The following is a 22,056-nucleotide window of genomic DNA, read 5'->3' as shown; positions in this document are numbered from 1 at the left end:
AAAGCGGATGGTTGATACTCTAAAGCGTTCGGCACTTCAACGTCATGAGCGTGGCGGCTCTTACCACCCGAGGGCGCCGCACTCATGGATCAGGCCAGCCCGAGGTACAAGGCGAGGCGATCGACGCTGTCAGAGAAACACCAGGTCGTCAGAAGGACGACATCCACGGCACACTCCTCGGACAGGTTCGCCATGGGTTGATGGCGACCCACCCTGCTTGAAGGATGAAGAAGGTGTCAGTGGGACAGGGGAGGCGGAGCCGTCGCGAGGCGCCGCCCTACCTTGATGACGGGTCCATTCCGGTGGGCCCGTCCGGCTCAGTGGGGCAGCGGGGCGTTGTCGTCCAGGTCGAGCTTCTGGTGGTCGCCCGGTGCGTAGGGCTGTCCGGTGAAGGCGGCCTTCACCATGCCGGTGAGCTGGACCATGCGGCTGCTGGGCGTGTCCCAATACTCGGCCTTCTCCACGCGGACGCAGAGCAGGGCGAGCTCGGGGTCGTCCAGGCCGTCGGGGAACCAGGCCTTGAGGGTGGGGTTCCACAGCGCGCGGGCCTTCTCCTTGTCGAGCACCAGCCGGCAACGGCCGCTCACGGAGACGTAGCGGTCCCGGGTCGGGTCCGAGTACGCGAGGTTGACGTGGTGGTCGTGCGTCACCTCGTCGACCTTGGGGGAATGCTCGCGGGTGAAGAACCAGAGCTCTCCGTCGAAGTCTCGCGCGTGCGTCCACATGGGGCGGCTGCGCAGGCTGCCATCCGCTTCCACGGTGGTCATCATCGCGACCTTGATGTCCTTGATGAGGTCATCGAAGTGCTCGGTGACGTCTTGGGTGTCCTTTTTCTTCCTGGCCATCGCTGCCTCCCTTGGGAGCACAAGGTAGGCAGCGTGGAGGTCGGCGGGCACATGGCGGTGGGTTGGTCGCCGCCAGGGCAGGCGGGCCTGTGGTAGGTGGCCGAGCAGGAAAGCGAGGGTTCGGATGCTGAAGACGGCGTGGAACGAGTGGAGCCTCAAGGCGCTGCAGTTGGAGACGGCGGTGCTGGCGCTGGAGGAAATCGACCTGCCCGAGGAGATGCACGCGCTCCAGGAGGCGGCGGAGGAGAAGCTGCTGGCGCTGGCGCGCGCGTGGAAGGCCCGTCAGCCGCAGCGCGAGCCGCGCACGTGGGAGCGCCAGACGCTGCCCGACGGCATGCCTCGCGACGCCGAGCTCAAGGACCTGGTGGAGGGCTTCAAGGAGGACGGCAAGTCGTGGACGCTGCTCCGCGCCACCAGCGACCTCAAGGAAGTGGTGGAGACGGTGGTGTCGGAAGGCCGCGCCTGCATGGCCGCGGGCGGCGAGTACTACCTGGGCCAGTGGGACGCGAAGGAGTCCGTGCTGGAGGTGGGCCGCGACGACGAAGCGGACGAGCCCGGCACGGGCCTGGTGCTGGAGCCCACGGGCGAGCTCCAGTACACGCCGGACCCGGAGCTGTAGCCGCCGCTCAGCCCTCCAGTTCCTTCACGATGCGGGCGCGGAGCTTCTCGTCGGGCATCCGGCCGAAGCCCGCGCGCACGTTGTCGGCGGCGTGCGAGGGTTTGCGGGTGGCCGGCAGGGGGCAGTGCACCGCTGGATGCCCCAGGATGAACTTGAGGAACACCTGGGCCCAGCTGGTGCAGTCGATGTCCGCGGCCCAGCCGGGCAGGGGACGGCCGCGCACGCGCTCGAAGAGGGTGCCGCTGGAGAAGGGCTGCATGACGAGCACCGCCACGCCGTGCGCGGCGGCGGCGGGCAGCAGGCGTTTCTCCGCGTCGCGCTCCAGCACCGAGTAGGGGAGCTGGACGAAGTCCGGCTTCTCCTCGCGGATGATGCGCTCCAGGTCATCGAAGGCGCTGCGGGCGTAGTGCGTGATGCCGAGGTAGCGGATGGCGCCGCGTGCCTTCCAGTCCCGCAGGACGGGCAGGTGCGTGCGCCAGTCCACGAGGTTGTGAATCTGCATCAGGTCCATGCGGCCCTGGCCCATGCGCCGGATGGACTCACGCATCTGCGCGATTCCTTCGTTCTTGCCGGTGGTCCACACCTTGGTGGCGAGGAAGGGCGTCTTCGTCGCGTCGAGCTTCCGCAGCAGCTCGCCCACCACGGACTCCGCGCGGCCGTACATGGGCGAGGAGTCGATGAGGCGCGCGCCCGAGTCGAGGAAGGTGCGGAGCACTTCGGCCAGGGGGGCTCGCTCGCCCGGTGCGGCGTCGAACGTCTGCCAGGTGCCGAGGCCGATGATGGGCAGCGCTTCGCCCGTGCTGGGAATGGGGCGTGTGAGCATGGCATCTCCTCGGCCGCGCGAGGGCGCGGCGGTCTTCTCCGGGGGCTTCACGGCGGACGGGCCCGGTGCGGCCTTCTTCGCGGGCTGTGAGGCGGCGACGCCGGGCAGGAGCAGGCCACCCAGGGTCGCGGTGAGCACGTCGCGGCGGGACGGGGCACGGGAGGACATGGCGGCCGATGATAGCGGCTGCGCTGAAGTGGACAGGTGACAGTTCCGCGCGGTGCCGGTGTTCTCTTGCACGAGCGGGGCGGCGACGCCTCCCGATGATTTTTCCTGGCCCGGGTGACCGCGCGATGCGGGCCGGGCCGCATTCAAAACAGTCCAGGAAGGTCCAGGCGATGAATCGCAAGGTCTCGGTGTGCGCGGGGATGATGGCGGCGGTGGTGGCGTTCTCGGCCTCCGCAGAGGAGACGGCGGGCGGGCCGTCCTCGAGCGCCGCGAGCGGAGCGGCGTCTGTCGATTGGCCGGGCGTGGCGCGTGAGCTGTCCGCACCGCCGCTGGTGGCCGCGGCGGAGCAGCCGGTGGTCCACACCTTGGCCGCCGGGGCGCCCACGGGGAGCCCGTCCGCGTCCGGCGCTGTGAGCCCTGTGGCGCCGTCGAATGACGCGTCCTCCATGCCCGTCGTGCCTGACGGTGCCCATGCGCCTTCGGCAGGCGTGCCCGAGGCGAAGGCGGAGGCCGACGCGAACGAAGTGCACATTCCGTTCAGCCTCACCCTGGTGCCGGGGCTGAGCACGTCGGGTTTCCACACCGGCAACGTGGTCAACAACGTGTCCATCGGCCTGGTGGCGACGCATGCGAAGCGGGTGGACGGCCTGGCGATGTCGCTGGCCGGCAACTGGGTGGGGGAGGGTGGGCTGAGCGGCGCGCAGCTCGCGGTGGGCGCCAACCTGGCCCAGGGGCCGGTGACGGGCGCCCAGTTCTCCGTGGGCGCCAACGTGGCCGGCGCGGACCTGCTGGGCCTCCAGTCCACGGTGGGGGTCAACGTGGTGCGCGGGAACGCGGAAGGCGCGCAGCTCGCGGTGGGTGGCAACATCGCGCCGGGCGAGGTGAATGGCACGCAGGTGGCCGTGGCCGTCAACGTCGCCGGGAAGGGCCTGCTGGGCGCGCAGCTCGGCGTGGGCGCCAACGTGTCGGGCGGCCCGGTGCGCGGGCTCCAGGCCGCGGTGGGCGCCAACATCGCGACGGAGCGGGTCCACGGGCTCCAGGCCGCCGCGGGCCTCAACGTGGCGGGGCAGATGACGGGGCTCCAGATGTCCTCGGGTGTCAGCTACGTGCGGAGTCTCTCCGGCGCCCAGCTCTCCATCATCAACGTGGGCGGCGAGGTGGATGGCGCGCAGGTGGGCATCGTCAACATCGCCAACAACGTGGCGGGCGCGCAGGTGGGCATCCTCAACGTGGCCCGCGAGTTGGACGGCGAGGCGGTGGGCATCCTCAGCTTCGTCGGTGGCGGTCAGGCGCATGTGCAGGTCTGGGCCAGTGACGTGGCGCTCACCAACGTGGGCGTGAAGCTGGGCGGCCGTCACATCTACTCGCTGTTCACGGTGGGCTACAGCCCCTCCATCGACGAGGACCGCCGCCGCTATGTCATGGGCGCGGGCCTGGGCGGCCACATCCCCGCGGGCCGCTTCTTCTTCGACATCGACGCGGTGAGCAGCACCGTCCACACGAAGCGGCTCTTCGACGACTCGAAGCATGTCCTGGCGCAGCTCCGGTTGACGGCGGGCTGGCAGGTGGCGCGGCACTTCGCGGTGTTCGGTGGCGTCAGCGCCAACACGCTCGTCACCTGGGATGACAGCGACCCGTGGAAGGAGCTGGGCATCGGGCCGCAGTGGCGCCACGTCGCGGACGAGGGCCGCACCACCGTGCGCATGTGGCCGGGCCTGCTCGCGGGGGTGCAGATTTGAGGAGCCCCTCCCATCTTCCTCCCGGGTGCGCTGCGCTGGAGCGCGCGGCGTCAGGGGGTGGAGCATGGAAGGGAGCATGCGCGCGATGGTGCTGCGCGAGGTCGGGCAGCCCCTGCATGAGACGCGGCTGCCCATTCCTCGCCCCGGCCCGGAGGAGCTGTTGCTCCGCGTGCGCGCCTGCGCGGTCTGCCGCACCGACCTGCACGTCGTGGACGGTGAGCTGCCGAAGCCCAAGCTGCCGCTGGTCCCAGGCCATGAAATCGTGGCCACGGTGGAGGCAGCGGGCGAGCGGGCGACGGCCATTCCCGTGGGCACGCGAGTGGGCGTCCCCTGGCTCGGCTGGAGCTGCGGCCACTGCCGCTTCTGTCTGGCGGGCCAGGAGAACCTCTGCGAGCAGGCACGCTTCACGGGGTACCAGCTGGATGGTGGCTACGCGGAGTTCACGGTGGCCCACCAGCGCTTCTGCTTCCCCCTGCCGCCCGAGTACACCGACGTCCACGCCGCGCCGTTGATGTGCGCGGGCCTCATCGGGTTTCGCAGTCTCCGCATGGTGGGGAGCGAGCGCCGTCTGCTGGGGTTCTACGGCTTCGGCGCCGCGGCGCACCTGCTCATCCAGGTCGCGCGCCACCAAGGCCGGCGTGTCTTCGCCTTCACCCGGCCGGGGGACGTGGAGGGCCAGCGGTTCGCGCGGGAGCTGGGCGCGGAGTGGGCCGGGGATTCGGACACGGTGCCTCCGGAGCGGCTGGACGCGGCCATCCTCTTCGCGCCCGTGGGCGCGCTGGTGCCCGCCGCGCTCCGGGCGGTGGACAAGGCCGGCGTGGTGGTGTGCGGCGGCATCCACATGAGCGACATCCCCGCGTTCCCCTACGCGCTGCTGTGGGAGGAGCGGGTGGTGCGCTCGGTGGCGAACCTCACCCGGGCGGATGCGCTGGACTTCCTCGCGCTCGCGCCCAAGGTGCCGGTGCGCACCCGGGTGCAAACCTTCCCACTGTCCGCCGCCAACGACGCCCTCACCGCGCTGAGGCGAGGCCAGGTGCACGGCGCGGCGGTGCTGGAGGTGGCGGCCCTGGGTTGAGCGCGGAGCCGGGCGGGCCTACATCCGCCTCTCAGGGGGTGGGGCAAATCGCCCCGCAGAGACTGCGCGGTGTCCCATTTCGCCGCAAACGCAGCGTGTGGCTTGCGTGGCGTTTGATGGAATTTCGCGGACCTGGCGCGCTGGCCGCGCAAATGCATCCGGAAGGGAAGGCAACCCGATGCCCCCTTCCCGGGGCACCACCACGCGAGGCGGACGATGAACCGAGCGCTGCAAATCACCTATCGGGGCATGGAGACGAGCGAGGCCCTGAGCGAGCACATCCGCGACCACGCCGGCAAGCTGGAGCAGTTCTACGACGGCATCGTGGGGTGCCACGTGGTGGTGGAGGAGCCGCACCGGCACAAGCAGCACGGCAGGCATTTCCATGTGCGCGTGGATGTGAGTGTGCCAGGGAGGAACATTGTCGCCAGCCGGGATCCGCAGGCGCGCACCGGGCACGAGGATGCCTACCAGGCGGTAACGGACGCGTTCGACGCCGCCAGGCGCCAGCTCCAACACTACGCGGACGCGCTCAGCACGCACCACGGGTGACGGTGTCGCTCGCGCGGCGCTTCATTCCCATTACAGACATCCAGCTGGGCGGTCGCGCGACGCACATTCCGAACATTTGCCATTCAAACCCATGACAGACCTGGGGGGCTGGGCGCTATCGTGTGGCTTGTCACGCCATGAAAGCCCAGCGCCTCCAGGTGCTGCGGGTCGACGCCGAGGCTCCCCACCTCGTCACCACCGCCGCCGTCCACTCGACAGCCTCACTTGCCAAGTCCGCCACGGTTCCGTGCGCGGGGCGCCTGCGTGGGTCGTGGGCGAACCCGGGGGGTGAGCGATGAGGCGCCCCGGGGGCAAGCGTGGGTGGTGGGTGGTGACCGGCGTCGTCTGGCTCGGCGGCATCGTGGCGGGTTCGCTCGCCATGGCTCGCTACTCCCTCACGCCCGGCGAGTCCCTGGCGGCACCCGCGCGCTGGCCCGGGGACTCCACCGTGCCACGCGTGGAGGGCCGTCCCACGCTGGTGATGCTGGCGCACCCGCTCTGTCCCTGCACGCGCGCGAGCATGGGAGAGCTCTCGTTGGTGATGGCGAAGGCACAGGGGCGGCTCGACGCCTTCGTGCTCTTCCTCAAGCCCGAGGGCACCGGCAAGGATTGGGAGCAGGGCGAGCTGTGGCGCTCCGCGGCGGCGATTCCGGGCGTCACCGCCCTGCGCGACGAGGGCGGCGTCCAGGCGGAGCGCTTCGGCGCCGTCACCTCCGGTCAGGTCCTCTTCTACGACGCGGGTGGGGCGCTGCGCTTCAGCGGCGGCATCACCACGGCCCGGGGCCACGCGGGCGACAACGCCGGGCGCGCCGCGGTGGAGGCGCTGCTGGGTGACGCGCCGGCGGAAGCGTTGGCCGGGCACGCCGTCTACGGCTGCGAGCTGGAAGACCCCCGCGGGAGCGCGCCATGAGCCCGGCGCGCGACGAGACGTCCAGCCCGCCCAGTCCGCCCATGGCGCTCAAGGAGCGCGCCGCGCGGCTGTTCCGCGAGCACCTGTCCGCGGTGCGCGTCCGCACGGACCGGCTCTTCGCGGGGCTGATGCTGGGCCAGTGGGCGGTGGGCATCGTCATCGCGCTGTTCGGTCCGCGGGGCAGCGGCGCGCAGCTCCAGGCGGCCGTGCTGGTGGGGACGCTGCTCAGCGCCTTCCCCATGGTGATGGCCCGCTGGCGCCCGGGCTCCACGCCCACGCGTCACGTGGTGGCCGTATGCCAGGCGCTCTGGTCCTCGCTGCTCATCTACCTGACGGACGGCCGGGTGGAGACGCACTTCCACATCTTCGGCTCGCTGGCCTTCCTGGCGCTGTACCGCGACCCGTGGGTGCTGCTCACCGCGAGCATCACCACCGTCGTGGACCACGTGATGCGCGGCACCCTGTGGTCACACTCGCTCTACGGCGGGCTTCCGCCGGAGCTGTGGCGGTTCGTGGAGCACGCCTTCTGGGTGGCCTTCATCGACGTGGTGTTGGTGTATTCGTGCCGGGGCATGTTGCGCGAGCTGCGTGAGGTGGCGGTGCGCCGGGCGGAGCTGGAGCTGGCCCGCGAACGGGAGCACGCGAAGGCGCGCGAGCTGGACCGCGCCCTGCGCGAGCTCAGCGGCTTCCAGGAGCACCTCATCCGCGTGGAGAAGCTGGCCGCGGTGGGGCAGCTGGCCGCCAGCGTGGGGCACGAGCTGCGAAACCCGCTGGCCGCCGTGCGCAACTCCCACGCCTATCTCTCCCGGAAGCTCACGAGGGACCCAGCAGGGGCCGCGGATGACCCACGGGTCCCCCAGTTCCTGGGGCTGATGGAGCGCGAGCTGAACGCCTGCGCGAAAATCATCTCCGACCTGCTCGACTTCGCCCGCGAGCGCCCGCCCGCGCTCCAGCCGTGTCCGCTGCGTCCGTTGGTGGACGAGGCCATTGGCGTGGTGCCGCAGCGGGAAGGGGTGCGAATCGTCAATGACGTGCCGGAGTCGTTGCCGGTGCCGCACCTGGACAAGGAGCAGTTCCGTCAGGTCCTGGTGAACCTGGTGCAGAACGCGGTGGAGGCCATGCCCGTGGGGCGCAATGGAGTGGTTTCAGTCGTAGCGGAAGGTGGAGACGCGAGTCCCTGGCGCATCCGGGTCATGGATGACGGCGCGGGGATTCCTCCGGAGGTGTTGCCCAAGATTTTCGAACCGCTCTTCACCACGAAGACGCGTGGCACCGGCTTGGGACTGGCCATTGTCGCCAACATGGTGCAACGTCATGGCGGCACAATCTCTGTGCGCAGCGAAGCGGAGCGGGGTAGTGAGTTCCTCATTGAGCTCCCCGCGGCAGCGGCGGCCCAGGCCGCATGATGGAGGACGTCGCAGTGGCCCCCGCGCGCATCCTGCTGGTCGACGACGAGGAGTCGCTTCGCATCACCTTGGCCGCGAACCTGGAGCTGGAGGGCCACACGGTCCTCGAGGCGGCCAATGGTGAGGAGGCCTTGCGCCTCCTGGAGAAGCAATCCGTGGACGTGGTGCTCACGGACATCCGCATGCCCGGCCTGCACGGCGTGGAGCTCTTGCGCCGCATCAAGCAGGAGCGCCCCGACATGCCGGTGGTGCTGATGACGGCCTTCACGGCGGAGGAGCTGGTGGATGACGCGCTCGCCGAGGGCGCCTTCACCGTGCTGCCCAAGCCCTTCGACGTGGCGCACGCGCTGGACACGGTGCTGCGCGCGGCGGCGGCGCCGCAGGTCCTGGTGGTGGACGACACCGAACAGGTGGCGCGCGGCATGGTGCGCGCCCTGAGCACGGTGGGCCTGCGCGCGCGCGCCGTGTACAGCGGCGAGGAGGCGTTGTCCTCGTTGCGTTCGGGGGAATACGACGTCTGCGTGCTGGACCTGGTGATGCCGGAGATGAGCGGGCCGGAGCTGGTGTCCAAGGTGCGCGCGGCGAACCTGTCCGTCGCCATCATCGCCGTGTCCGGCCACGTGGTGCCGGAGATGCTCCGCAGGGTGGCGGCGCAAGGCGCGGTGGTGTGCATGACCAAGCCGGTACCGTTGCGTGAGCTGGTGCAGGCGATTGCAAGGGTGCGAGGCCGGCCTCAACAAGGGCTGCAAGGCGCGAGGATTTGACCCATGGCAGGCAGAGACCTCCAGGCGCGTGAGCGGGCGGCGGTGGCGGACGTGGTGGCCTCCACCCTGCGGCACGACCTGCGCAACAAGCTGGCCAGCATCCGCAACGCCTCGTTCTACTTGATGCGGCAGGTGAAGAAGACGGACCTCTGGAGCGCGGACCCGCGCGTGGAGACCTTCTTCCAGCTCATCGAAAAGGAGCTGACGTCCGCCGAGGACGTGCTCTCCAAGCGCGCGCCGCCGCCCACCGGTGGCACGCGTCCCCGGTGCAGCGCCCGCGATGGCGTGGAGCACGCGCTCGCCGAGGCCCAGGTGCCGCCGTCGGTGGAGGTGGTGCGCGACCTGAAGGAGCAGGGCGGCGTCCCGCTGGAGGTGGAGGACCTGGCGCTGCTGGTGCGCTGCCTCGTGGACAACGCGCTGGAGGCCATGCCGCGCGGCGGGACGCTCACGGTGCGCACGCGTGACGCTGAAAGCGGCGTGTGCCTGCGCGTGGAGGACACCGGAGAGGGCCTGGCGGCGGAGGCGTACTCGCGCGCCCTGGAGCCCTTCTTCACCACGCGGCCCCACCACGCCGGGCTGGGGCTGAGCATCGTCCACCGGACGGCCGTGCGGCATGGCTGGCAGCTGGACCTGGGTGCGGGCCCCTCCGGGGGCACCTACGTGGAAATCCAATTCACGGGCCCGGAGGCGGGGGCCCATGACCGGAATGATGTGACTCGGGGGAGCAAGTGATGGAGACGAACTGGACGTTCGGGCGTTGCCTGCTGCTCGTGGAAGACGACCCTTCCAACCGGATGACGCTGTCCGCGCTCTTGGAGGATGCGGGCTTCGCGGTCGTCACCGCTGGCTCCTATTCGGAGGCCGCGGGATTATTGAACCGGCCTCGCGCGTATGACGCCGTGCTGTTGGACCAGAGCCTGGGTGACGGCTTTGGGACGGGGCTGATTCCGCTGGTGCGCCACCACATGCCGAAGACCAAGGTCGTCTTCGTCACCGGTCATGACGGGAAAATCGACATGCCGGTGGATGCCGTCTTCCGCAAGGGCGGCCACTTCGACGACCTCCTGGCCTTCCTTTTCAAACTGTTGCCCCAGCGCCCGCTGGGTGCCTGAACGCGAGGTTCCAGAATGCTGCTCCCTTCCGTTTCCGAGCGCTCCGCTCTCACCCGACGGCGGGAGCAGCTGGCGAAGGCCCTGGGGAGCGCAGCCGCGCTGCTGGCGTCGAGCCGCCCCCGCCCGCGCAACTACGCCGCCGACCAGTTCCCCTTTCGGGCGTCGAGTCACTTCCTCTACCTCTTCGGGCTCGCGGCGCCGGACGGCGTGGGCCTGTATGACGGCCAGGGCTGGACGCTGTACCTGCCCGAGCCCGGTCCCGACGACGCGCTGTGGGACGGCGCGGTGCCCGGCTTCGCTGAAATCGCGGAGCGGACGGGCTGCACCGTGCGCTCGCGCGCCGAGTTGCCCGCGGCGCTGAAGGGCCGCGACGTGGCGACGCTGCCCACGCCGGACCTGGAGACGTGCCTGGACGTGGCCGCGCTGCTGGGCCGCGAGGTGCGTCCCGGTCACCTGGCGGCGGTGGATGTGCCGCTGGCGGACGCGATGATTGCGCTGCGGCTTCGCCACGACGACGCCGCGCAGGCGCAGTTGCGTCAGGCCGCGGAAGTCACGGTGCTGGCCCATCTGGCGGGCATGCACGCCACGCGGCCGGGCATCCTGGAGGCCGCGGTGCGCGCCGCGATGGAGGCGGAGTTCGTCTCGCGCGACATGCGGCCGGCGTATCAGCCCATCGTCACCGTGCACGGCGAGGTGCTGCACAACCTGCGCTATGACCACACGCTGCGCGAGGGAGACCTGCTGCTGGCCGACGTGGGCGGTGAGAGCCCCGCCGGCTTCGCCTGTGACGTGACGCGCACGTGGCCGGTGACGGGCCGCTTCAGCACGACGCAGCGCGAGCTGTACGACGTCGTGCTGCGCATGCAGAAGGCCAGCATCGACGCGGTCCAGCCGGGGACGCGCTATCGCGACGTGCACCTGGCCGCGCACCGGGAGATGGCGCGAGGCCTGGTGGCGCTGGGCATCCTCCGTGGGGACCCGGAGGAGCTGGTGGTGGACGGCGTCACCGCGCTCTTCTTCCCGCACGGCGTGGGCCACCTGCTGGGGCTGGACGTGCATGACATGGAGGACCTGGGAGACCGGGCGGGCTACGCGCCGGGCCGCACGCGCTCGCCGGAGTTCGGTCACCGCTCGCTGCGCTTGGACCGGGATTTGGAGCCCGGCATGGCGGTGACGATTGAGCCGGGCATGTACCAGGTGCCCGCCATCCTGTCGGACGCGCGGCTCATGGCGCGCGCGAAGGACAGGCTCCAGCGCGACGTGCTGGCGCGCTACGCGGACGTGCGCGGCATCCGCATCGAGGACGACGTGCTCGTCACGCCGGATGGCAACGAGGTGCTCACCGCCGCCATCCCCAAGGAGGCTTCGGACATCGAGGCCGTCATGACCAGCTCTGCCCGTCCAGCTCCGGGAAGGTGACCTGGCACTGGCCGGGATTCACGCCGTCCACGCGCGCGTAGCCATTCTTGTTGAGGGTGCCTTCGCGCGTGCTCCCATCCGGGAGCGTCACCAGGTAGCGCGCGTGGGGGATGGGGGTTCCCTCCTCGTCCTTCAGCTCGATGGCCAGCCACGTCTGTTCCTCGACGGGGGCTTCCTCGGACGTCAGCGGCGGTGGTTCCGGCCAGGGCGTGGGCAGCAGCACCGGCCGCGCCATGGGGAGCGCCACCAGTTCTCCATGCACGAAGGCCTCGGTGAGCCGCTGCTGAAGGCGCTGCTCGTACCGGCCGCGCTCCAGGCCGGACAGCCCCAGCGGGCGGCTGCCTCCGAGCGCTTCGTACATCGCATACAGCGTGTGCGCGGCGGAGGTGGCCAGCCAGCGCTTCAAGGCGGAGCTGACGAAGACGTCGGGGACCGGTGCCTGCGGGTGCTTCAGCCGCTCCAGGTCGACGGACGGTACGATGAGCCAGTCTTCCCCCTGGGCCGGCAGGCGCCACCGGCGCTCACCGTGCAAGAGCTGCATCATGACGGCCTCCCTGTCTCGGAGTGTATCAGGATGCGCGCTCCGCGTAGGAGGCGCTGCGATGTGAGGTGCGCGGCGCCTGACGCCGCGCATCGGGGTGTGGGTTGCGGAACGTCCTCGTGGGACGGAGGGGCAGGGTTAGTGCTGCTGCGGTGCGCCTTCGGGCGCCTGCTGAGCCTCGGTGGGCGCGGCCGGGCTGCTGTGCGCGAACACCATGAGCCACTTCCCGTCGCGGCGCTGCCACACGTCGGTGAAGTACACGGCGTCGGTGACTTCGCTGCCGTCCGTCATGCGCAGCCGCGAGCGCTGGATGCCGGCGAGTACGCCCGTGTCACCGAAGACGTGAGACTTCATTTTTTCGGCTTCGACGGACGTGATGTCACCGGGGATTTCGGCGATGCCCACGATGAACGCGTCACGGTTCATCTCCGCGCCGTCCGCGCCGCGATAGATGAAGTCCTCGGTCGTGAGCGACTTGATGGCCTCCAGGTCCTTCGTCTGGATGGCGCGCATGACGCGGCCTTCGAGCTCCGTCAGCGTGCGGATGTCGTCGGTGGAAGTCGTGCTCATGGGTGACTGACTCCGGGTGGAAACATGACCGCACGCAGAGGCGGCCAGTGGGGTGGATGCAGGCGTGATTGATACATGAGGTGTCGTGAGTCCAGCGCGCATGCTCGCGTGCGGAATGAACTTCCAGAGCGCGAAGTTGCGGGGCCGCGTGCGCCATCCGCCGTGAGTTGACCCGGTGAAGCAGTGGACAGGCGCGGTGCCTCCAGGGGGCACAGCGTTCTAGGACGAACAGTGGGGGGTGGCGCGACGAGGACCGGTTCCTACGTTGCACGCCCAGTCGAAGTCAGGGCCGGTGAGTGCAGCGCGGGCGAGGGAGGGCGTGTGGACGAGCTTCTTTCCGGAGCTGAAGGGCAGTTCCGTACTCAGGGCAACGGCACTCCAGGTGCGTTGGAGCCGCGCGGCACGGTGAGCGTGAGCGAGGCGCTCGAGGGAGACCTCGACGCGTATCTCGACCGTGAGCTTCTCGAGGCGTGTGAAGACGACGCAGCCGTGGAAGACCCTGCACCCGTGACGGATGTTTCCGCGAGCATGCGCGCGCTGCTCGCACTCGCGGAGGAGGAGACGGAGTGGCTGGAGCGCCTGCCGTCGTCCACCTCGCACACGCTGGACGTGTTGCCCGAGCCCACGGTGGAGATTCCCGAGTGGATGCGCACGTCACCTGGAGCGAAGCAGGTGACGTCCCTGGGCGCCTTGTTGCCGCCGCGTGCGGAGCATGTGCTGGCGCGTGCGCCGGATGCGCCCATGTGGGGTGATGCGCCGCCGCATGCGCACCTGGAATCCGCGCGGTGGCGCGCTGCGAGCGCGACCGAGACAGGCCGTGTCCTGGGACTTCGTCCTGGGGAGTTGATGGGCGCGGCGGCCGTGGGCGCGCTGGCGGCGGGCCTGATGCTGGTCGCGGGACTCTACGTGCGTGGTGACTTCACGGGGACGCAGGTGAGCGTCGACGATGCCATCCGGCGCACGGCGAACGGCGCTGTCCTTGGCGCGAGCGGTGACGCCCAGGCGGGCCTGTCCTCGGCTGGCGCTGGCGCCGCGATGTCCGGGCACTCCATTGGAGCGAGCACGTCCACGCAGGCCGCCGTGAGCGGTTCATCGCCGGACGCGGCGCTCGCTGCCTCGCCGCACGTCTCCGGTGCTGCGTGGTCCGTGGCTGTCTCCAGCACGCCGCCGGGCATGGGTTCGGCGCTTCTTCAGGACGCGGCGGAGGGACTGCGCGCCTCCGTGTCTGCCTCGGAGCCGGTGCGAAACCCTGGCACGCCCGTGGCGGAGTCGCTCGCGGTGGTGAGCCCCGCGCCCTTCAAGCGCAAGGCCCTCGCGAAGCCAGACGAGGCGGCGGCCCTGCCGCCCGCGCCCGTCGAGCTCGACTTCGGAGACACGGGGGCGGAAGGCGCCGCGTCTCAAGACGCCATCGCGACTTCACCGGGTGATGTTGTCGCGGAGGCCGTGGAGGAGGACACGTCGGAGAAGGGGCCGTACGCGGACCTCGATGAGACCTTCGCGCGCGAGCTGGGTTTCACGGAAGACGCGGACGCGGAGGTCTCGAAGGCGGAGGAGCCCGCGCGCACCGTCTACGTGCCGCCCGCGGTGGACGTGAAGGAGCACCTCACACCGGAGGACGTGAAGCAGGTGGTGCTGACGAACCAGCCCGCCATCACCGCATGCCTGCGTTCACACGCGCAGGGCACGCCGATGGAGGCCGGTGGCCGCTTCATGGTGCAGTGGTCGGTGCTCCCCAGCGGTGAGACGCTCAACGTGTCCATGGATACCGCCGCGCTGCGCGCCACGCCGCTGTCGCGCTGCATCGAGGACGTGGTGCGCCGCTGGAAGTTCCCGGTGCATCAGGTGCGGATGCAGGAGCCCATCCGCTTCCCCTTCATCTTCTGAGGTGCGCGCGGACCACTGGCTTCTATGCTTCCACCTGGAATGCCAGCGACCGAGCCGCCGGAGCCCACGGAGTTGCACGTCTGCCACCGCTGCCTCGTGCGGCTGGAGGCCAGCGCCGGAGGCGTGGACCTGCCACGCCGGCTGCGGGAGGCCCTGGCGGGACGGGGCCTCGCCGAGCGGACGCGGGTGGTGGCGTCAGGCTGCCTGGGGGGGTGTCCCCGGGGCCTCGTGAGCGTGCTGGTGGTCCCGGACAGTGGCTCCGGGGCGCACGTTCAGCTCATCGACCCGGCGAAGGACGGAGCGGACCTGGCCGAGCATGTCGGCCGGTTGCCGGGTGGGCAAGACGGGCCCCCGCGAGCTGGGCGGCCTTGAGCAGCGCTTCCACCATGGGCACGCAGCTCGCCTCACCCTTGCCGGCGATGGCGTAGGCCGTGCCGTGGTCGGGAGACGTGCGCGGCACGGGCAGGCCCAGCGTCACGTTCACCGTGCGCTCGAAGTCCAGCGCCTTGGCCGGGATGAGCCCCTGGTCGTGGTACATGGCCAGCACCGCGTCGTAGCGTGCGCCCACCGCGTCGGGCTTCGCGAAGAGCCCGTCCGCGGGGATGGGCCCATGCGCGTCCACCCGGGCCGCGCGGGCCTTGCGGATGGCGGGGCCAATCACCTCCACCTCTTCGCGTCCCAGGAGCCCACCTTCGCCCGCGTGTGGGTTGAGCCCCAGCACGGCGATGCGCGGCTTGTGGCCCACCACCGGCTCCAGGCTGCGCGACAGCAGCTTGAGCTGCGCGGTCAGTCCGTCCACGGTGAGCAGGCGCGGCAGGTCCGCCAGGGGAACGTGGTTGGTGGCGAGCGCCACGCGCACGCGAGGCCCATCCATCAACATCATCACGTCCACGCCGAAGGCCTCCGCCAGCACTTCGGTGTGACCCATGAAGGGGATGCCCGCGCGGGAAATCTGCTCCTTCGACACGGGCGCGGTGCACAGCGCGTCCACGTGTCCGGCCCGCATCGCGTCGATGGCCGCCGTCACGAAGGCGTACTGCGCGCGGCCGCCCTCGCGCGAGGGCTTTCCGGGCACGCGGTCCTTCTCCGCGAGCCGCGTCACCTCCACCACGGTGGGGCCTTCCACGCGGCCCAGGGCGGAGGGCTCCACGCGTGCGTAGCGGCGGATGGCGGTGAATCGCTCCAGCGTGGGGCCGTCCCCGAAGATGACGGGGACGAGCACCTTGCGCACGGAGGGCTTCGTCAGGGCCGCGGCCGTCACCTCCGGCCCGATGCCCGACACGTCCCCCAGGGAGATTCCGACGAGCGGAAGGCCCACGGCGGCTACAGCTTCACGTCGACGTTGGCCTTCTGCCGCAGTTCCTGCACGTACTGGTCGAGGAACTTCTCCGTCTTCTCCTGGAGCAGCTTGCCCTCCAGCTTGGAGCGCATCTCCTCGTAGGACGCGGCGGCCACCGTGCGGCGCTCCTCCACCTTCAGCACGTGCCAGCCGAAGTTGGTGCGCACCGGCTCACTGACGCCGCCCTCGGGGAGGCCGAACGCGGCCTTCTCGAAGGCTGGAACCATGACGCCCCGCTTGAACCAGCCCAGGTCACCGCCATCCGCGGCGCTGGGGCCTTCGCTGCGAGCGCGGGCCAGCGAGGCGAAGTCCATGCCCGGCCGGCGCGCTTCCGTGGCGATGGCCTCCGCCCGCTTCTTGGCGGCCTCCACCTGCTCCGCCGTGGCCTTGGCGTCCACCTGGACCAGGATGTGGCGCGCGTGGACCTCCGAGTCACCGCTCTCCATGCGCGTGTACTGCGTGTACGCGGCCTTGAGGTCCTCCTCGGTGATCTTCACCTGAGGGCCCACCTTCATGCGCAGCAGGCGGTCACGCAGGATGCGCTTGCGCATCATGTCCCGGTAGGTGGCCATGGTGAGGCCTTCACCCAGCAGGAGCTGCTCGAACTGCGCGGGGTCGGTGATGTTGTTCTGCTGGCGCACGTCCGCCACCAGCTCATCCACCTCCGCCTCGGTGGCGGTGATGCCCAGCTGCGCGATTTCGGACTCCATCAGCTTCTCGCCGATGAGGGTGTCCAGGGCCGTCTTCATCAGCTGCAGCCGCTGCTCGCCGCGCTTGCGCGGATCCGGGTCGTTGACGCGGGCCATCTCCGGCGCCGCGCGCTGCTGCACCTCGGACAGCGCGATGATGTCGCGGTTCACCACCGCGGCCACCTTGTCCACCAGCTCCGCGTGCGCCGCCCCGCCGCTCCCCAGGAGCGCCACCGCCGCGATTGCCGCCACCAGCTTCTTCATTCCCGCCATCCTTCCGTACCACCCCGGGCGCGTCCAACCGCCGCCCCGGTCTTCGATTTCGTCGTCACTCCGCCGTCGCCTGCTGAGGCGCCGGACGCCCGCGGATGGCCTGCAACGTGGCCTCGTTCACCTGGACCTGCGCCTTCTGCCGCAGCTCCTGTTCGAACGTCTCCTGCGCCTGCGACCGCTTCTGCTCCAGCAGCTTGCCCTCCACCAGCGAACGGACTTCCACGAACTCCCGCTTGCGCGCCGGCTTGCGCTCCAGCACGCGGAACAGGTGGAAGCCGTACTCGGTGGACACCACGTCCGAAACCTGCCCCACCCCCAGCTTGAATACCACCTCGTCGAAGGCGGGCGGCATCTGCCCCCGGGGGAAGAACCCCAGGTCGCCCCCCACCTTGGCGTCCGCGCTGAGCGAATACCTGCGCGCCAGGTCCGCGAACTTCTTGCCGGACTTGAGCTGGGTTTGCAGCCGCCGTGCCTCGTCCAGGCCCTTCACCACGATTTGCGCGGCGTGGACCTGCTCGGGCTCGTGGAAGTCCTTCTCGTGCGCGCCGTACCAGGCCCGCAGTTCTTCTTCCGTCACCGCCACGCGCGAATAGACGTGGCTGGCGAACAGCTTCTCGATGGTCAGCCGGCTTGCTTCCCGCGAGCGCAGCTCCGCCATGGAGAGCTGCCCCTGGGCCAGGACCTCGTTGAAGTTGCCCGCCGGATAGTCCCCGGACAGCCGCAGCACCCCCCGGTCCACCTCCTCCGGGGTGACGGTGATGTTGTGCTTGCGAGCCTCCTGCAGCAGCAGCATCCGGTGGATGTACGTGTCGAGGAGCGCGCGCTTGAAGGGCTCCACGTCCTCCAAGGTGCGCTGGGACATGTCCGTCAGCGCCAGCTCGCGCCACAGCTCCTGTTCGAAGTCCGCCCGGCTGAGCACCTCGCCGTTGACGCTGGCGACCACCAGGGCCTCCGGCGTCTCCATCACGGGCTTGGTGCAGGCGGGCATGCCCACCCCCGCGGCCAGGGCGATGGCGAGTGGGACCAGGAAGGCGCGGGTGGGAGAAAAGCGCATGCGCGGGGCCTCGTGAGGGGGAGGGCTCCAGATTGGCAAGCCGTCAGTCATGGCGCGAGGCCCGTTCCGGTAGCACGCCGGGCAGGGCCGGACAACCTCACCGGGCCTACGGCTGCGTCGCGTGTGCGGAGAGGAACGCCTCCACCAGGGGGAAGATTTCGTCCGGGGCCCGGCGGCCCAGGACCAGGTCCGCGTGCCCGTAGTCCGCCCCGAAGCCGTGGGCCTTGCCGGCGACGAGGACCTTCACCGGCCCGCCCAGGTACTCCTTGGCGCGCGCCACCGCCATGGGTGGGGCCAGCAGGTCCTTGCTGCCCGCCAGCAGCAGGAAGGGGATGGTCACCCGGGACAGGGACTCGCGGTAGTCGAACTCGCCGTTGTAGGACGTGAAGCGGTTGGTGGTGATCCACCGCGCGAACTGGCGCCCCACGCCGCCGGCGATGTCCGCGGGCACGTTGGCCAGCGCGCGCCGCACCACCTCCGTCTCCATGTTCTCCGCCAGCATCATGTAGCGGCTCATGGGCCCCGGCGGCGCGCCGAACAGGGCGATGCTGGTGACGCGGCTGGTGGGGATGACCCGCAGCTTCAGCACCGGCTCCACCTTCTGGATGAAGGTGCGCAGGCCCGGCTGCACCGCGAAGGTGAAGGGGCTGCCCAGGGTGACGGCCGCCCGCACGGGCGCCTGCGGCGTCTTCGCCAGGTGGGCATAGAGCATCAGCCCGCCCTTGGAATGACCAACCCAGAGCACTTCCTTCGCACCTGTGGACAGGACGGTACGCACCGCCGTGCGCACGTCATGCTCGGCCTGGTCATCGAAGTTGAAATCCGGGCAGTCGCCCGCCAGCCCCCGGCCCCGCAGCTCCAGCACCCACGTTTCGAAGCCGGACCGGGCCAGGTAGCGGGCCAGGCTGTACTGCTCGTCGAAGTCCATGTGGAAGCGGTTGGCCCCCAACCCGTGGCAGAGGATGACGGGCTGGGCGAAGCGCTTCTCGCCTCGGGCGTGGTAGCGGCCCAGGGCAATGGAGGCCCCGTCGTCCGTGGGCACCCGGTACAGCTCGTCCGGGCGGAAGGTGAGCGTCAGCAGCCCCTCCTTCCCGCGCACCATCGTTCGCGAAAAGAGGTCCGCCATCCGACCCAACCGTGCCACCTGTCGACGAGTCACGTCGCCAGTCTAAGCCGGACCGCGGGGCCATGCCGTGTTCATTGGTGAGCAAGCACCCGCCCGGCAGGACTGTTGCAGGGAGATGTAGGCAACGACTCGAAGGAGGTGGCATTGCGGCGGAAACCGGCTTGGAAGGAAATGTGGTCCTCCCTTTTCGCCACCGTTTTTCCCACGGATACCCTTTTGGCGGCCCTTCGGAAGATGGAGCGGCACCAGGTGCGGTTGTTGGGCGTGGTGGGGGAAGGGGGAGGGTTGTTGGGGGTGGTCAGCGAGGAGCACATCCTCGCGGCCTGGAGGGGAGATCCGCTGGCGCCGGTGTCCGGCGTCATGGCGCGGGCGGGGGTTCCCGGAGAGGGGCGGGCGGGGGCGCGGCGGTCGCGGCTCCAGGGCGCCCAGCCTCACGGCGCGGGGTGAGACGGCGGTCCGCGGGGGCGGTAGAGTGCGGCACGCCGTGCCGGACGAATCGCCCTCGTGGACTGTCTACATCCTGCGGTGCCGTGACGGCACGCTGTACACCGGCGCCACCAACGACCTGGAGCGCCGGCTGGCCACCCATGGCCGGGGGCGCGGGGCGGCGTACACGCGGGCGCGGCTGCCCGTCACCCTGGTGTGGAGCGAGGCCGCGGGGGACCGCGGCGCGGCGCTCCGGCGGGAGGCCGCCATCAAGCGGCTGTCGCGCGCGGAGAAGCTGCGCATGCTGGGGCGCCCCTGAGCGCTCGTGGCACGCCAGTGGGGCAATACCTCTCCCGATGCAGGCGCGTTACTCTGGCGCCACCATCCAAAGGGGCCGGTTCATGTCTCACTCGTACTCGAAAGTGTTCGGGGCGCTGGTGCTGTTGGGGCTCGCTGTGTCCTGCCGGGCCAATCACGCTCCCAAGGTCTCCACGGGGCCTCGGCCTTCGCCGCAGGTCGTCGGGCCGGGGGGCGTGGTGTCCTTCGTCTTCGAGGTCGAAGACCCGGACGGAGACGCCATGACCTTCCAATGGCAGCAGCTCCCCGCGGAGCCCGCGGGTACCTTCAGCGACGCGACTGCGCGCAACCCCACGTGGGTGGCGCCCGAGGTGTCGGAGACGACGACCTTCGCCATCATGGTCACCGTGGAGGACAGCGAGGGCGACGGCATCCTGGCCCAGGGGCCGGGCGTCATCGTCCACGCGGCGGCGTCCCAGGCGCCCTGAGCGCCGCCGGGCCGTGCGTCAGGCGGTGGCGCGCGGCTCCGTGGGGGGCGGCGTCTGGTCGGCCTGCACCCGGGCCTTCCGGTGTGAGCGGCGCACGACGACCACGCCCAGGATGAGGAAGAGGCCGGCGCCCACGCCCCCGCCGATGACCTGGTACGAAATCAGGTCCGCGGACGTCTTGCGGACGACCTCGGGGAGGTTGCACATCGTCTGGGTGGCGTAGGGCGTCTCGTTGTACCAGCCCAGGTAGTTGGGCCCCAACCAGGAGGCGACCACGAAGCCCAGCAGGGCGCCCGCGAGGATGAAGTTGAGCAGCGTCTTGGCGGCGTTCATCGGGAGGCACCTCGGCTGGTTGACGTCGGGGCGTGCTTAATATGTGCACGCCAGCGCTGCAAAGCGCGGAACGTGTTAAGGGGGTGGACGTGCCGCTGCTCCCGCTCGCCATCCTGTTCGCCGCTCTCGCGCTGGGCTGCGCCGCTACCCTGCTCGTCCACGCCTTCCGGCGGAGTGTGGGCACGGGGGTGATGGTGCTGCTGATTCCCTGCTACATGCTCTTCTACGCCTTCAGCCAGTTCGAGCACCGGCGCAAGGGCCTCATCGTCGCGGGCTTCATGGCCAGCACCGTGCTGGCCGCCGTGTTCCTGGGACTGGGCCTGCACAGCCTTTCGGCGCTGGCCTCGCGCGCCCCGCCCACGGGCTTCTGACGGCGGGGCGCCCGGCGTGGAAGGCCGCGTGCGGACACCCGTCGGCGCCGTCTGCGCCACCCACCCGGACGAGGCCGCGGTGGCCACGTGCGCGCGCTGTGGTGGCTTCCTGTGCGGGGACTGCACGGAGCTGGCGGGCGAAATGCCCTACTGCGCGCCCTGCGTGGCGGTGCTGCGCAGGGAGGCGCGTCCGTCGCGGGTGATTCAGGTGGCGCTGGTGCTCAACGTGGCGGGGCTGATGTGTCTGCCGTGCTCGCTGGCATTGCCGCTGCCCACGCTGGTGGCGGGGCTGGCCGGCGTGGTGCTGGGCCTGCGGGAGCTGCGGCGCATCGCCCGGGGCGAGGGCGCCGTGCGCGGACGGACCCTGGCGCGGGTGACCACGGGGCTCGGCTGGGTGAACCTGGGGCTGGCCTCGAGCTGGCTGGCCGTCGTGTTCTGGGGCTTCGGACCTTGAGGGCCGGGCGCCGCGCTCACACGCCGCGCGCGTTCGGGTCCCACATGTACTTGTGCATCTGCAGCTGGAAGCGCACGGCGAGCCTGTCCTCGATGACCCATTCGGCGAGCTCGCGCGGGTGGAGCTTGTCGAACACGGTGGAGAACAGGCTGCCGTAGGGCTTCTGGAGCAGCTGGTGCTCGGCGATGAGCGCCTTGGCCCAGTCGTAGTCTTCGCGCGAGCCGATGACGAACTTCAGCTCGTCGTTGGCGTTCATCGACGTGAAGTTGCGGTAGTCGTTGCGCAGGTGCTCGCCCGAGGAGGGCGTCTTCATGTCGACGATTTTGTGCACCGCCGGAGGCACCAGCCGCACGTCGATGGCGCCGCTCGTCTCCAGCAGCACCTTGAAGCCGGCGTCGAGCAGCGCCTCCATCAGCGGGTAGACGCCGGGCTGGAGCAGGGGCTCGCCGCCGGTGACCTCCACCATGGGCGTGCGCAGGTCCCGCACCTCGCTGACGATGTCCGCGATTTTCCGGCGCGCGCCGCCGTGGAAGGCGAACTCGCTGTCGCAGTAGGTGCAGCGCAGGTGGCAGCCCGTGAGGCGGATGAAGGCGCACAGCAGCCCGGCGTGGGAGGACTCCCCCTGGACGCTGAGGTAGATTTCCTTCACCACCACGGAGTCCGCGGTGGGGACGCGTCGGGGCTCGATGTGTGGGCGCGCTGCGGGCATGGCTTCTTCGCTGATTCGAGGGAGGCGTGCTTCAACCCCAACCTGCCGCGCCAGGTCAAGCGCGGCCTGT

General features: G+C 70.3%; 26 protein-coding genes. 16 read left to right on the top strand and 10 right to left on the bottom strand.

Annotation, left to right across the window (positions count from 1 at the left end; genetic code table 11):
- Positions 1-317: 317 nt before the first annotated feature.
- Positions 318-845, bottom strand: coding sequence for a pyridoxamine 5'-phosphate oxidase family protein (locus BLU09_RS05815; protein WP_090486587.1), 528 nt, complete (start codon positions 843-845; stop codon positions 318-320).
- A gap of 124 nt (positions 846-969) precedes the next feature.
- Between BLU09_RS05815 and BLU09_RS05810 the strand changes: the two genes are divergently transcribed.
- Entirely contained in the window at positions 970-1,464 is a 495-nt protein-coding gene (locus BLU09_RS05810) for a hypothetical protein (protein ID WP_090486584.1), read from the top strand.
- Positions 1,465-1,471: 7 nt separating this feature from the next.
- Here BLU09_RS05810 and BLU09_RS05805 read toward each other — a convergent pair whose 3' ends face one another.
- Positions 1,472-2,455 carry an aldo/keto reductase gene (locus BLU09_RS05805; RefSeq protein WP_090486582.1) on the bottom strand — a complete coding sequence of 328 codons (984 nt, stop codon included), beginning with the start codon at positions 2,453-2,455 and terminating at the stop codon, positions 1,472-1,474.
- A gap of 8 nt (positions 2,456-2,463) precedes the next feature.
- Here BLU09_RS05805 and BLU09_RS05800 point away from each other — a divergent pair, with 8 nt between their 5' ends.
- From BLU09_RS05800 to BLU09_RS05760, 9 genes are all read left to right on the top strand, one after another.
- A complete protein-coding gene (locus tag BLU09_RS05800) occupies positions 2,464-4,194 on the top strand; it encodes an LA_2272 family surface repeat-containing protein (RefSeq protein ID WP_090486578.1) in 1,731 nt (576 codons plus the stop codon).
- 64 nt (positions 4,195-4,258) lie between these two features.
- Positions 4,259-5,269, top strand: a complete 1,011-nt coding sequence (locus tag BLU09_RS05795) for a zinc-dependent alcohol dehydrogenase family protein (protein WP_090486575.1) — start codon at positions 4,259-4,261, stop codon at positions 5,267-5,269.
- 216 nt (positions 5,270-5,485) lie between these two features.
- Positions 5,486-5,821 (top strand): HPF/RaiA family ribosome-associated protein, encoded by a 336-nt coding sequence (locus BLU09_RS05790; protein ID WP_090486572.1) that lies wholly within the window; start codon positions 5,486-5,488, stop codon positions 5,819-5,821.
- 295 nt (positions 5,822-6,116) lie between these two features.
- On the top strand, positions 6,117-6,731 hold the full coding sequence (locus BLU09_RS05785) for a thioredoxin domain-containing protein (RefSeq protein ID WP_090486569.1): 615 nt from the start codon (positions 6,117-6,119) through the stop codon (positions 6,729-6,731).
- Positions 6,728-8,137, top strand: a complete 1,410-nt coding sequence (locus BLU09_RS05780; protein WP_090486566.1) for a sensor histidine kinase — start codon at positions 6,728-6,730, stop codon at positions 8,135-8,137. Before BLU09_RS05785 ends, BLU09_RS05780 begins: the two co-directional genes overlap by 4 nt.
- Positions 8,134-8,901 (top strand): response regulator, encoded by a 768-nt coding sequence (locus BLU09_RS05775; protein WP_090486563.1) that lies wholly within the window; start codon positions 8,134-8,136, stop codon positions 8,899-8,901. The genes BLU09_RS05780 and BLU09_RS05775 overlap by 4 nt, the downstream gene beginning before the upstream one ends.
- A 3-nt stretch (positions 8,902-8,904) precedes the next feature.
- Positions 8,905-9,633: a sensor histidine kinase gene (locus tag BLU09_RS05770; RefSeq protein ID WP_090486560.1), complete on the top strand. Its 729-nt coding sequence runs from the start codon at positions 8,905-8,907 to the stop codon at positions 9,631-9,633.
- A complete protein-coding gene (locus BLU09_RS05765; RefSeq protein ID WP_013936365.1) occupies positions 9,633-10,013 on the top strand; it encodes a response regulator in 381 nt (126 codons plus the stop codon). Before BLU09_RS05770 ends, BLU09_RS05765 begins: the two co-directional genes overlap by 1 nt.
- Positions 10,014-10,028: 15 nt before the next feature.
- On the top strand, positions 10,029-11,432 hold the full coding sequence (locus tag BLU09_RS05760) for an aminopeptidase P family protein (protein ID WP_090486557.1): 1,404 nt from the start codon (positions 10,029-10,031) through the stop codon (positions 11,430-11,432).
- Here the strand turns inward: BLU09_RS05760 and BLU09_RS05755 are convergent.
- Together BLU09_RS05755 and BLU09_RS05750 are read right to left on the bottom strand one after the other, a co-directional pair.
- Positions 11,395-11,976, bottom strand: a complete 582-nt coding sequence (locus tag BLU09_RS05755) for a carboxypeptidase-like regulatory domain-containing protein (RefSeq protein ID WP_244171445.1) — start codon at positions 11,974-11,976, stop codon at positions 11,395-11,397. The two genes, BLU09_RS05760 and BLU09_RS05755, sit on opposite strands and share 38 nt — an antisense overlap.
- A 135-nt stretch (positions 11,977-12,111) precedes the next feature.
- On the bottom strand, positions 12,112-12,543 hold the full coding sequence (locus BLU09_RS05750; RefSeq protein WP_090486548.1) for a nuclear transport factor 2 family protein: 432 nt from the start codon (positions 12,541-12,543) through the stop codon (positions 12,112-12,114).
- A 321-nt stretch (positions 12,544-12,864) separates the two neighbouring features.
- On the opposite strand from BLU09_RS05750, the gene BLU09_RS05745 reads away from it, so the two are divergent.
- Entirely contained in the window at positions 12,865-14,427 is a 1,563-nt protein-coding gene (locus BLU09_RS05745) for an AgmX/PglI C-terminal domain-containing protein (protein ID WP_090486543.1), read from the top strand.
- A gap of 277 nt (positions 14,428-14,704) precedes the next feature.
- Here the strand turns inward: BLU09_RS05745 and pdxA are convergent, their stop codons facing one another.
- The 4 genes from pdxA to BLU09_RS05720 form a co-directional block, all read right to left on the bottom strand.
- Entirely contained in the window at positions 14,705-15,745 is a 1,041-nt protein-coding gene (gene pdxA, locus BLU09_RS05735) for a 4-hydroxythreonine-4-phosphate dehydrogenase PdxA (RefSeq protein WP_090486540.1), read from the bottom strand.
- 5 nt (positions 15,746-15,750) lie between these two features.
- The gene (locus BLU09_RS05730; protein WP_186817730.1) at positions 15,751-16,719 is read right to left on the bottom strand and encodes a peptidylprolyl isomerase; all 969 of its coding nucleotides are present in this window, start codon (positions 16,717-16,719) and stop codon (positions 15,751-15,753) included.
- 64 nt (positions 16,720-16,783) lie between these two features.
- Positions 16,784-17,782 carry a peptidylprolyl isomerase gene (locus BLU09_RS05725; protein WP_186817731.1) on the bottom strand — a complete coding sequence of 333 codons (999 nt, stop codon included), beginning with the start codon at positions 17,780-17,782 and terminating at the stop codon, positions 16,784-16,786.
- 106 nt (positions 17,783-17,888) lie between these two features.
- Entirely contained in the window at positions 17,889-18,908 is a 1,020-nt protein-coding gene (locus BLU09_RS05720) for an alpha/beta fold hydrolase (protein ID WP_011550603.1), read from the bottom strand.
- Positions 18,909-19,079: 171 nt separating this feature from the next.
- Between BLU09_RS05720 and BLU09_RS05715 the strand changes: the two genes are divergently transcribed.
- From BLU09_RS05715 to BLU09_RS05705, 3 genes are all read left to right on the top strand, one after another.
- A complete protein-coding gene (locus BLU09_RS05715) occupies positions 19,080-19,355 on the top strand; it encodes a CBS domain-containing protein (protein ID WP_261770694.1) in 276 nt (91 codons plus the stop codon).
- Between the two features lie 25 nt (positions 19,356-19,380).
- Complete coding sequence (locus tag BLU09_RS05710; RefSeq protein WP_011550605.1) at positions 19,381-19,653, top strand: GIY-YIG nuclease family protein; 273 nt, start codon at positions 19,381-19,383, stop codon at positions 19,651-19,653.
- An 82-nt stretch (positions 19,654-19,735) separates the two neighbouring features.
- Positions 19,736-20,119: a hypothetical protein gene (locus BLU09_RS05705; RefSeq protein ID WP_244171443.1), complete on the top strand. Its 384-nt coding sequence runs from the start codon at positions 19,736-19,738 to the stop codon at positions 20,117-20,119.
- Positions 20,120-20,137: 18 nt separating this feature from the next.
- On the opposite strand, the gene BLU09_RS05700 is transcribed toward BLU09_RS05705, so the two are convergent.
- Positions 20,138-20,452: an Asp23/Gls24 family envelope stress response protein gene (locus tag BLU09_RS05700; protein WP_090486529.1), complete on the bottom strand. Its 315-nt coding sequence runs from the start codon at positions 20,450-20,452 to the stop codon at positions 20,138-20,140.
- 32 nt (positions 20,453-20,484) lie between these two features.
- On the opposite strand from BLU09_RS05700, the gene BLU09_RS05695 reads away from it, so the two are divergent.
- Both BLU09_RS05695 and BLU09_RS05690 read left to right on the top strand, forming a co-directional pair.
- A complete protein-coding gene (locus BLU09_RS05695) occupies positions 20,485-20,823 on the top strand; it encodes a hypothetical protein (RefSeq protein ID WP_090486526.1) in 339 nt (112 codons plus the stop codon).
- 28 nt (positions 20,824-20,851) lie between these two features.
- Positions 20,852-21,277 carry a hypothetical protein gene (locus BLU09_RS05690; RefSeq protein WP_244171441.1) on the top strand — a complete coding sequence of 142 codons (426 nt, stop codon included), beginning with the start codon at positions 20,852-20,854 and terminating at the stop codon, positions 21,275-21,277.
- A 16-nt stretch (positions 21,278-21,293) separates the two neighbouring features.
- Here the strand turns inward: BLU09_RS05690 and BLU09_RS05685 are convergent, their stop codons facing one another.
- Positions 21,294-21,986 (bottom strand): radical SAM protein, encoded by a 693-nt coding sequence (locus tag BLU09_RS05685; RefSeq protein WP_090486520.1) that lies wholly within the window; start codon positions 21,984-21,986, stop codon positions 21,294-21,296.
- Between the last annotated feature and the right edge of the window lie 70 nt (positions 21,987-22,056).

Source organism: Myxococcus virescens (assembly GCF_900101905.1).
GTDB classification, from domain to species: domain Bacteria; phylum Myxococcota; class Myxococcia; order Myxococcales; family Myxococcaceae; genus Myxococcus; species Myxococcus virescens.
Note: the sequence above shows the minus strand (reverse complement) of the source record. Positions and strands in the feature narration are given on the sequence as shown.

What these genes read in the sequence shown, in the direction of transcription:
- BLU09_RS05815 (WP_090486587.1), bottom strand. Translation starts at nt 845, where the DNA reads ATGGCCAGGAAGAAAAAGGACACCCAAGACGTCACCGAGCACTTCGAT.
- BLU09_RS05810 (WP_090486584.1), top strand. Translation starts at nt 970, where the DNA reads ATGCTGAAGACGGCGTGGAACGAGTGGAGCCTCAAGGCGCTGCAGTTG.
- BLU09_RS05805 (WP_090486582.1), bottom strand. Translation starts at nt 2,455, where the DNA reads ATGTCCTCCCGTGCCCCGTCCCGCCGCGACGTGCTCACCGCGACCCTG.
- BLU09_RS05800 (WP_090486578.1), top strand. Translation starts at nt 2,464, where the DNA reads ATGATAGCGGCTGCGCTGAAGTGGACAGGTGACAGTTCCGCGCGGTGC.
- BLU09_RS05795 (WP_090486575.1), top strand. Translation starts at nt 4,259, where the DNA reads ATGGAAGGGAGCATGCGCGCGATGGTGCTGCGCGAGGTCGGGCAGCCC.
- BLU09_RS05790 (WP_090486572.1), top strand. Translation starts at nt 5,486, where the DNA reads ATGAACCGAGCGCTGCAAATCACCTATCGGGGCATGGAGACGAGCGAG.
- BLU09_RS05785 (WP_090486569.1), top strand. Translation starts at nt 6,117, where the DNA reads ATGAGGCGCCCCGGGGGCAAGCGTGGGTGGTGGGTGGTGACCGGCGTC.
- BLU09_RS05780 (WP_090486566.1), top strand. Translation starts at nt 6,728, where the DNA reads ATGAGCCCGGCGCGCGACGAGACGTCCAGCCCGCCCAGTCCGCCCATG.
- BLU09_RS05775 (WP_090486563.1), top strand. Translation starts at nt 8,134, where the DNA reads ATGATGGAGGACGTCGCAGTGGCCCCCGCGCGCATCCTGCTGGTCGAC.
- BLU09_RS05770 (WP_090486560.1), top strand. Translation starts at nt 8,905, where the DNA reads ATGGCAGGCAGAGACCTCCAGGCGCGTGAGCGGGCGGCGGTGGCGGAC.
- BLU09_RS05765 (WP_013936365.1), top strand. Translation starts at nt 9,633, where the DNA reads ATGGAGACGAACTGGACGTTCGGGCGTTGCCTGCTGCTCGTGGAAGAC.
- BLU09_RS05760 (WP_090486557.1), top strand. Translation starts at nt 10,029, where the DNA reads ATGCTGCTCCCTTCCGTTTCCGAGCGCTCCGCTCTCACCCGACGGCGG.
- BLU09_RS05755 (WP_244171445.1), bottom strand. Translation starts at nt 11,976, where the DNA reads ATGATGCAGCTCTTGCACGGTGAGCGCCGGTGGCGCCTGCCGGCCCAG.
- BLU09_RS05750 (WP_090486548.1), bottom strand. Translation starts at nt 12,543, where the DNA reads ATGAGCACGACTTCCACCGACGACATCCGCACGCTGACGGAGCTCGAA.
- BLU09_RS05730 (WP_186817730.1), bottom strand. Translation starts at nt 16,719, where the DNA reads ATGAAGAAGCTGGTGGCGGCAATCGCGGCGGTGGCGCTCCTGGGGAGC.
- BLU09_RS05725 (WP_186817731.1), bottom strand. Translation starts at nt 17,782, where the DNA reads ATGCGCTTTTCTCCCACCCGCGCCTTCCTGGTCCCACTCGCCATCGCC.
- BLU09_RS05720 (WP_011550603.1), bottom strand. Translation starts at nt 18,908, where the DNA reads ATGGCGGACCTCTTTTCGCGAACGATGGTGCGCGGGAAGGAGGGGCTG.
- BLU09_RS05715 (WP_261770694.1), top strand. Translation starts at nt 19,080, where the DNA reads ATGTGGTCCTCCCTTTTCGCCACCGTTTTTCCCACGGATACCCTTTTG.
- BLU09_RS05705 (WP_244171443.1), top strand. Translation starts at nt 19,736, where the DNA reads ATGTCTCACTCGTACTCGAAAGTGTTCGGGGCGCTGGTGCTGTTGGGG.
- BLU09_RS05700 (WP_090486529.1), bottom strand. Translation starts at nt 20,452, where the DNA reads ATGAACGCCGCCAAGACGCTGCTCAACTTCATCCTCGCGGGCGCCCTG.
- BLU09_RS05685 (WP_090486520.1), bottom strand. Translation starts at nt 21,986, where the DNA reads ATGCCCGCAGCGCGCCCACACATCGAGCCCCGACGCGTCCCCACCGCG.